This window comes from Streptomyces sp. NPDC046215, assembly GCF_040646215.1.
Taxonomy (GTDB): domain Bacteria; phylum Actinomycetota; class Actinomycetes; order Streptomycetales; family Streptomycetaceae; genus Streptomyces; species Streptomyces stramineus.
This window is the reverse complement of the sequence record NZ_JBEYZW010000149.1, coordinates 1-7,834: the sequence shown is the minus strand read 5'-3', so window position 1 is coordinate 7,834 and position 7,834 is coordinate 1. Positions and strand designations below refer to the sequence as shown.

At 73.4% G+C, this 7,834-nt stretch carries 7 protein-coding genes; 2 read left to right on the top strand and 5 right to left on the bottom strand.

Annotated elements, in window-relative coordinates; translation table 11 throughout:
• Positions 1 to 120: 120 nt before the first annotated feature.
• The 4 genes from thpD to ectA are packed head-to-tail and all read right to left on the bottom strand — an operon-like array spanning position 121 to position 3,345.
• A complete protein-coding gene (gene thpD / locus ABZ951_RS33015; protein ID WP_344091066.1) occupies positions 121 to 1,011 on the bottom strand; it encodes an ectoine hydroxylase in 891 nt (296 codons plus the stop codon).
• 3 nt (positions 1,012 to 1,014) lie between these two features.
• Positions 1,015 to 1,413, bottom strand: a complete 399-nt coding sequence (locus tag ABZ951_RS33010; protein ID WP_344091064.1) for an ectoine synthase — start codon at positions 1,411 to 1,413, stop codon at positions 1,015 to 1,017.
• Between the two features lie 47 nt (positions 1,414 to 1,460).
• Complete coding sequence (ectB, locus tag ABZ951_RS33005) at positions 1,461 to 2,732, bottom strand: diaminobutyrate--2-oxoglutarate transaminase (protein WP_344091062.1); 1,272 nt, start codon at positions 2,730 to 2,732, stop codon at positions 1,461 to 1,463.
• A 52-nt stretch (positions 2,733 to 2,784) separates the two neighbouring features.
• Positions 2,785 to 3,345 carry a diaminobutyrate acetyltransferase gene (gene ectA / locus ABZ951_RS33000; RefSeq protein WP_344091060.1) on the bottom strand — a complete coding sequence of 187 codons (561 nt, stop codon included), beginning with the start codon at positions 3,343 to 3,345 and terminating at the stop codon, positions 2,785 to 2,787.
• A 375-nt stretch (positions 3,346 to 3,720) separates the two neighbouring features.
• On the opposite strand from ectA, the gene ABZ951_RS32995 reads away from it, so the two are divergent.
• Complete coding sequence (locus tag ABZ951_RS32995; RefSeq protein ID WP_344091058.1) at positions 3,721 to 4,818, top strand: amidohydrolase family protein; 1,098 nt, start codon at positions 3,721 to 3,723, stop codon at positions 4,816 to 4,818.
• A 692-nt stretch (positions 4,819 to 5,510) separates the two neighbouring features.
• Here the strand turns inward: ABZ951_RS32995 and ABZ951_RS32990 are convergent.
• On the bottom strand, positions 5,511 to 6,482 hold the full coding sequence (locus ABZ951_RS32990; protein ID WP_344091056.1) for a bile acid:sodium symporter family protein: 972 nt from the start codon (positions 6,480 to 6,482) through the stop codon (positions 5,511 to 5,513).
• Positions 6,483 to 6,752: 270 nt separating this feature from the next.
• Here ABZ951_RS32990 and ABZ951_RS32985 point away from each other — a divergent pair, with 270 nt between their 5' ends.
• Complete coding sequence (locus tag ABZ951_RS32985) at positions 6,753 to 7,694, top strand: SCO1860 family LAETG-anchored protein (protein WP_344091173.1); 942 nt, start codon at positions 6,753 to 6,755, stop codon at positions 7,692 to 7,694.
• Positions 7,695 to 7,834: the final 140 nt, after the last annotated feature.

Here is a 7,834-nt window from a genome sequence, read left to right as displayed (position 1 = left end):
GGGCTGAATAGCCCGTCCGGCGCTTGAGGACGCGCCCGCAGGGCGCTCGCCGCCGGAGGCGGCAACTGCGGACGCGCCGTAGGCGGCGACGATCGCCGCCGCAGGCGGCAACGACGGGCCCTAGCCCACCGGAGTGAAGTCCCGAGCCCCGATGAACTCCGGCCGCCTCGCCGGCGAGGCGAACGGCTCCACCGCCGTGTTCTCCACGCTGTTGAACACGATGAAGACGTTGCTCCGGGGGAACGGCGTGATGTTGTCCCCCGACCCGTGCATGCAGTTGCAGTCGAACCACGTCGCCGAGCCCGCCGGGCCGGTGAACAGCTTGATGCCGTGCTCCTCGGCGAAACCGGTCAGGGCCGCGTCCGACGGGGTGCCTGCCTCCTGCATCTTCAGCGACCGCTTGTAGTTGTCCCGCGGCGTCTCGCCCGCGCAGCCGAGGAACGTCCGGTGCGAACCCGGCATGATCATCAGGCCGCCGTTGGTGTCGTGGTTCTCGGTCAGCGCGATCGACACCGACACCGTCCGCATGCGCGGCAGCCCGTCCTCCGCGTGCCAGGTCTCGAAGTCCGAGTGCCAGTAGAAACCGGAGGCACCGAAGCCCGGCTTGACGTTGATCCGGGACTGGTGGACGTAGACGTCCGAGCCCAGGAGCTGCCGGGCCCGGCCCACCACCCGGGGATCGCGCACCAGGCCGGCGAAGACCTCACTGATTCTGTGCACCTCGAACACGGACCGCACGGCCTGGGAAGCGGGCTCGACGATCGCGCGCTCGTCCGCCCGCACCGCGGGGTCGGCGATCAGCCGGTCCAGCTCGGCGCGGTACGTCGCCACCTCCTCCGGCGTGATGAGCTGCTCGACCGGCACGAAGCCGTCGCGGTCGTAGTCCCGCAGCTCCGCCGCCCCGAAGGGCCCCGGCGCGCCGGGGCCGGACCACACCACCGGGTCCTGGCGGGGGACGGCCACCTCACGGGCGCCGCGGGTCGGGTACAGGTCGGTGACCGTGGCCGTCATGGGTCAGCCCTCCTCCGTCAGCAGCGGGTAGACGCCGTTCTCGTCGTGGTCCTCCCGCCCGGTGACCGGCGGGTTGAAGACGCAGACGCAGCGGAAGTCGGTCTTCGGCCGCATCGTGTGCTTCTCGTGGCCGTCCAGCAGGTACATGGTGCCGGGCGAGATCCAGTGCGTCTCACCGGTCTCGTCGTTGGTGAGCTCGGCCTCGCCCTCCACGCACAGGACGGCCTCGATGTGGTTGGCGTACCACATGGACGTCTCGGTGCCGGCGTACAGCGTGGTCTCGTGCAGCGAGAAACCGACCCGCTCCTTGGCGAGCACGATCCGCTTGCTCTCCCAGGTCCCCGACTTGGCCTTGACGTGCCGGTCGGTGCCCTCGATGTCCTTGAAGGAACGGATGATCACGGGATTCCTGCCTTTCTTCGTGCGGGACTTCGTGCGGGTGGGGGGGCTCAGGCGGTCTCGCGGACCGCGCGGGCGAGGATCCGCAGGCCCTCGTCCAGGTCCTCCGTGGGGATGGTCAGCGCCGGGAGGAGCTTGACGACCTCGCTCTCGGGGCCCGAGGTCTCGATGAGCAGGCCGAGCTCGAAGGCGCGCCGGGCGACGGCCGTGGCCCGGGCCTTGTCCGAGAACTCCAGGCCCCAGACCAGGCCGCGGCCCCGGTACTCGGCCGTGCCGGGCCCGGTGTGCTCCGCGCAGATCGCGCGCAGCGCCAGCTCGATCTGCTCACCGCGGGCGAGGGTCTGCTTCTCGGTGTCCCCGTCGGCCCAGTAGGTGTTCAGGGCCGCGGTGGCGGTGACGAAGGAGGGGTTGTTGCCGCGGAACGTGCCGTTGTGCTCGCCCGGCTCCCAGAGGTCGAGCTCGGGCTTGAAGAGGGTGAGCGACATCGGCATGCCGTAGCCGCCGATGGACTTCGAGAGGGTCACGATGTCCGGGGTGATGCCCGCTTCCTCGAAGGAGAAGAACGCACCGGTGCGCCCGCAGCCCATCTGGATGTCGTCGACGATCAGCAGCATGTCGCGGCGCTCGCACAGGTCGGCGAGGGCGCGCAGCCACTCCGGGCGGGCGACGTTGATGCCGCCCTCGCCCTGCACCGTCTCGACGATGACGGCGGCGGGGGTGTTCAGGCCCGAGCCCTGGTCCTCCAGCAGCCGCTCGAACCACAGGAAGTCGGGCACCTGGCCGTCGAAGTAATGGTCGAACGGCATCGGGGTGCCGTGCACCAGCGGAATGCCCGCGCCGGCCCGCTTGAAGGCGTTGCCGGTGACGGCGAGCGAGCCCAGGGACATGCCGTGGAAGGCGTTGGTGAAGGAGACGATCGACTCGCGGCCCTTGGCCTTGCGGGCGAGCTTGAGCGCCGCCTCGACGGCGTTGGTGCCCGTCGGGCCGGGGAACATCACCTTGTAGGGCAGGTCGCGCGGGCGCAGGATCGTGTTCTGGAACGACTCCAGGAACGCCCGCTTGGCGGTGGTCGCCATGTCCAGGCCGTGGGTGACGCCGTCGCGTTCGAGGTAGTCGAGCAGGGCCCGTTTGAGCACGGGGTTGTTGTGCCCGTAGTTCAGCGCCCCGGCACCGGCGAAGAAGTCGAGGTAGGTATGGCCGTCCTCGTCGTACATCCTGCTGCCCTGGGCCCGGTCGAAGACCGCGGGCCAGCTGCGGCAGTAGCTGCGCACCTCCGACTCCAGGGTCTCGAAGACGCTCAGGGCGGGCGGGGTGATGGTCATGGTGAGGCTCCAGGGGAGAAGTTCGGTGGGGGCGGGCGAAGGGGCCCGGGGCTCAGCTGCCGGACGGCCCGGCGAGGGGGCCGATGCGGTGGAGCACCTCGGGCGCGTGCCCGGTGTCGGGGAAGAGGCCGCCGTCGAAGAGGACCTCGCGTGCGACGGGGGCCCCGTGCCGCTCGGCGAAGGAGGCGAACAGCCGGTTCGAGGCGGTGTTGTCCGGCGTCACGGTGGTCTCGATGCCGTCGACGCCCAGCTCCCGGGCGACCCGCGCGACCAGCCCGTCCAGGAGGGCCGCGGCCAGGCCCCGGCCGCGGTGCGCGTGGTCGACGGCCACCTGCCAGACCACGAGGGTCCGGGGCCGTCCCGGGCGGATGTAGCCGGTGATGAACCCGGCCAACTCTCCGCCGGCGGTGCGGGCCACGACGGAGGTGGCGGCGAAGTCGCGGCACCACAGGAGGTAGCTGTACGAGGAGTTCAGATCCAGTTCCCCCGAGTCGCGGGCGATGCGCCAGATCGCGGCTCCGTCCTCGACGTCCGGGGTGTCGAGTACCAGTCCCTCCGGTATTCGCGGGAATTCGATGTGGGCACGTGCAAGGTCTGCTTGTGCGGCGGTCATGGGGAGTGAATTTACCCAGGTAAATCGAAAAATGCATGGGGGGGCGGGCTTTCCCGGGGGTGGGGTGCTGTGTTATCGCGCGGGTCCCGGGCGCGCGCGATGCGGCCGCGAAAGATGGCTGTTTGTCGGATATTTACGCGGTTTCACGGGCAGGAATGTGGAGTCCGTCACAGGTCGTGGGTGGTGTGGGGACGGCAATAAAATCTCTGTGTTTAGGGTCGGAATGCGGGGGCAGGAGAATGCCGGGCAGCCCTGGAAAATAGAAATGCGGCGGCCGTCGCGCAAATATCGGCGGCGGTTATGCTCCGGCGAATTCCCGACGGGTGCCGCCCGGCCCTTGGCGGGCGGGCGCGGCCGCCTCGTACAGTGCGGTGCATGAGCGAGCGTGGTGTGCTGCACATCAAGGGGCGGGTGCTCGTCGGCGCGGACCCGGAGGCCGTGCGCGACGAGCTGTGGGCCGTCGACGGGAGGATCACCTTCGAGCGGCCCCCGGGCGCGCGGGACGTCACCACCGTGGAGGGCTGGGCGCTGCCCGGCCTGGTGGACGCGCACTGCCACGTGGGGCTGGACGCGCACGGCCCCGTCGACGCGTCGACCAGCGAGAAACAGGCCCTGACCGACCGGGACGCGGGCGCCCTGCTGCTGCGCGACGCCGGCTCCCCCTCGGACACCCGGTGGGTCGACGACCGCGAGGACCTGCCCCGCATCATCCGCGCGGGCCGCCACATCGCCCGCACGCGCCGTTACATCCGCAACTACGCGCACGAGATCGAGCCCGAGGACCTCGTGGCCTATGTGGCGCGGGAGGCGCGGCGCGGGGACGGCTGGGTCAAGCTCGTCGGCGACTGGATCGACCGGGAGACGGGCGACCTGTCGTCCTGCTGGCCGCGCGGCGAGGTCGAGGCCGCGATCGCGGAGGCGCACCGGCTGGGCGCCCGGGTGACCGCGCACTGCTTCGCGGAGGAGTCCCTCGCGCCGCTGGTGGAGGCGGGCATCGACTGCGTGGAGCACGCGACCGGGCTGACCGAGGAGACGATCCCGCTGTTCGCCGAGCGGGGCGTGGCGATCGTGCCGACGCTCGTCAACATCGCGACGTTCCCGCGCCTCGCGGACGGCGGCCAGGGGAAGTTCCCGCGCTGGGCGGACCACATGCGCCGCCTGCACGCCCGCCGCTACGAGACCGTGCGGGCCGCCTACGACGCGGGCATCCCCGTCTTCGTCGGCACGGACGCGGGCGGCTCGCTCGCCCACGGCCTGGTGGGCCAGGAGGTCGCCGAGCTGGTCACGGCGGGCATCCCGGCGACGGCCGCCCTCGCGGCGGCGTCCTGGGGCGCCCGCGAGTGGCTCGGCCGCCCCGGCCTGGAGGAGGGCGCCCCCGCGGACCTGGTCGTCTACGACGCCGATCCGCGGCAGGACGTACGCATCCTCGGCACGCCCCGCCGGGTGGTGCTGCGGGGGCGCGTGGTGCGGTGACCGCCGACCGCCTACCGCTTGCCGCGGGGGCCGGGTTCGTCATGGTGGTGGGTGCCTGGCCCGGGTGTCGTGGTCTGCCCGCAGCGGGCTGCGGTCTCCCGCAAGAGCGCGGTGTGCCGGGTCCGTCACGGCGGTGGGCCGCTCCGGCGGTGCGGCCCCGGCGCCGGAGGTGATGTGCCGGGGCGGCCCCGGGGCTGCCATGCCGCCGCAGAGGCGCACCCGGCCGGCGCGGGCCGGGCGAACCCCGCCCGGGGCGGGCTCCGCTCAGCGCCCCCGTCTGCTCATCCAGGCGGCCACCGCCGCGCGGCACGCCCCGCCGGGTGGTGCTGCGGGGCGTGGTGCGCGGGTCCGTCACGGCGGCGGCCCGGCCCGTCCGGGCAGGTGCCTCGGCTCACATCGGTCCGACGGCGCGGTGAGCCGGGTCCGTTACGGCGGCGGAGGGTCGGCTCAGGTGTCAGGGGTCCCGCCGGCAGTGGGCCGCGGTCTTCCACGGGAGCGCGGTGTGCCGGGCCCGGCGGTTCGACGGCGCGGGCCGTAGGGCCGAAGTTGATGTGCCGGGCGGCCCCTGGTGCGGCAGCCGCGTCACCGGAGAGGCGCACCCGGCCGGCGCGGGCCGGGTGAACCCCGCCCGGAGCGAACCCCGCCCGGGGCGAACCCCGCCCGGGGCGAACCCCGCCCGGAGCGGGCTCCGCTCAGCGCCCCCGTCTGCTCATCCAGGCGGCCACCGCCGCGCCCGAGACGTTGTGCCAGACGGAGAAGATCGCCGCCGGCAGCGCCGCCGCCGGGCTGAAGTGGGCCGTGGCCAGGGACGCCGCGAGGCCGGAGTTCTGCATGCCGACCTCGAACGCCATCGCCCTGCTCGCCGGCCGGTCCAGCCGGGCCGCCCGGCCCGAGGCGTAACCCAGCGCCAGGCCCAGCCCGTTGTGGAGGACGACGGCGAGGAAGACCAGGGCCGCCGCGTCCTTGATGCGGGCGGCGCTGCCCGACACCACGATGAGGACGAGCACCGCGATCGTCAGCGCCGACAGCCACGGCAGGGCCCGCAGCACCCGGTCGACGTACCGGCCCGCGACCGTCCGCACGATCGCCCCGCCCACGACGGGGACCAGCACCGTCTTGAGGATGTCGGTGAACATCGCGCCCGCGTCCACGTCCAGGTACTGCCCGGCCAGCAGCAGGGCGAGCGGCGGGGTCACCAGGGGGGCGACGAGGGTGGAGACCGTCGCGACCGACACCGACAGCGCCACGTCGCCGCGCGCGAGGTAGGTGACCACGTTGGAGGCGGTGCCGCTGGGCGCGCAGCCGACGAGGATCACACCGGCCGCCAGCTGCGGGGAGAGGCCGAGCGCGGTGGCGATCAGCCAGCCGAGCCCCGGCATGATGACGTAGTGCGCGACCAGGCCGAGCGCGACCGCCCAGGGTCGTTCGGCGACCGCGTGGAAGTCCCGGGGCGTCAGCGTGAGCCCCATCGAGAACATCACCACACCCAGCAGGTACGGCACCGAGGACGCCCAGCCGGTGAAGTGCGCGGGGGCGGCCAGTCCCACGGCGCCCGCCGCGAGAACGAGCAGCGGGAAGACGGTGACGGCCACGCGCGCGCTCCGGTCGGCCGCGGGCGGTGCGGGGGCCGCGGGAGGCTCGGGGGATATCCGCTCGGTTGCCATAGGGCACCTTAGCGATCACCCGGCTCGGCCGGACAGGGGTGACGGAGGTGACGAGGATCAACTCCCGCGTCAGCCGAATCGAATGCGACTGCGAAACCTGCCCATTGGAGTGAACTGAGGTCAGGGCGCTGCCCGTTCACCCTCTTGAGGTCAAATATGGCGGGGTCCCGTCGCCGGCGCGAGCGGTGTCCCCCATTGGCCGCGCCGGCGGCACCAACCTCTTGTGGGGGTTCCACACACGTGTCCAGCACCACCAGCCCTTCCTCCGGCATGCCCGCACGCCGTCTCGCCGCCCTGGCGGCAGCCGCCGCGGTCGCCGCGGCCACGCCCCTGGGCGCCGGGCCCGCGCACGCCACCGGAAGCGGCTCCGGCACCGACGGCAAGGCCGACGCGGTCGTCCTGCGCGCCGGTCTCGACGTCTCACTGCTCGATGAGACCGTCCGCGTACCGCTCACCACCTCCCTCAACGAGGTGGCGGCGCCCGCCCGTTCCGGAGCGGGCGAGGCCGCGAAGACCGCGCTCACCGTCACCCTCGACGGCGTCGACCGCGGCGCCCCGGTGCACCTCCTGCGCGCGGACGCCGCCACCGCCCGCGCCGCCACCGGACCCCGAAAGGCCGAGGGGCACGCCCGGCTCGTCCACGCCCGGGTGCACGTCCCCGGGCTGCCCCTGCGCTCCCTCGTCGAGGTCCAGCAGGTCACCTCCACCGCAGTGTGCGAAGCGGGCCGGACACCGGCCGCCACGTCCCACCTGCTCGGCAGCGTCTCCGTGCTCGGCAGGAGAGTCACCCTGACGCCGAACGGCCCGACGAAGGTGGCGGTGCCCGGCGTCGGCGAGGTCGTCCTCGACCTGTCGAAGACCGCCACCACCTCCCGGACGGCCGCGGCCACCGCGCTCGCCCTCAAGGTCTCCGTGAACCCCCTGAAGCTGAACGTCGCCGAGGTCCGGGGCGAGATCACCCTCGCCCGGGCCGGCTGCGAGACGCCCCGGGGCGCCGCCCGGACGCCGTCACCGGCCGCGAGTGCCGCAGACGCCGCGAGCGCCCCGTCCGCCGAGCCGCGGACGGCCGGGGCGCGGGGGCACAACCTCGCCGAGACCGGGGGCGGTTCCACCACCCCGTACGTCGCGGGGGCCGCCGTTCTGCTCGTCGTCGCGGGGGGTGGCGCGCTCGTCGTCACCCGGCGCCGGGCCGCAGCCCGGGGGCGCGACTGAGCCCCGGTGGGCGCGGAGGGGGACGGAGCCGTGCCGGGCCGCGGCCCGGCACGGCGACCGGCTCCTCAGCGGTAGTACAACCTGCCCGTGCCCCCCCCGGCTGCCCCCGCGTCACCAGCGAACGGCCCAGGACGATCAGG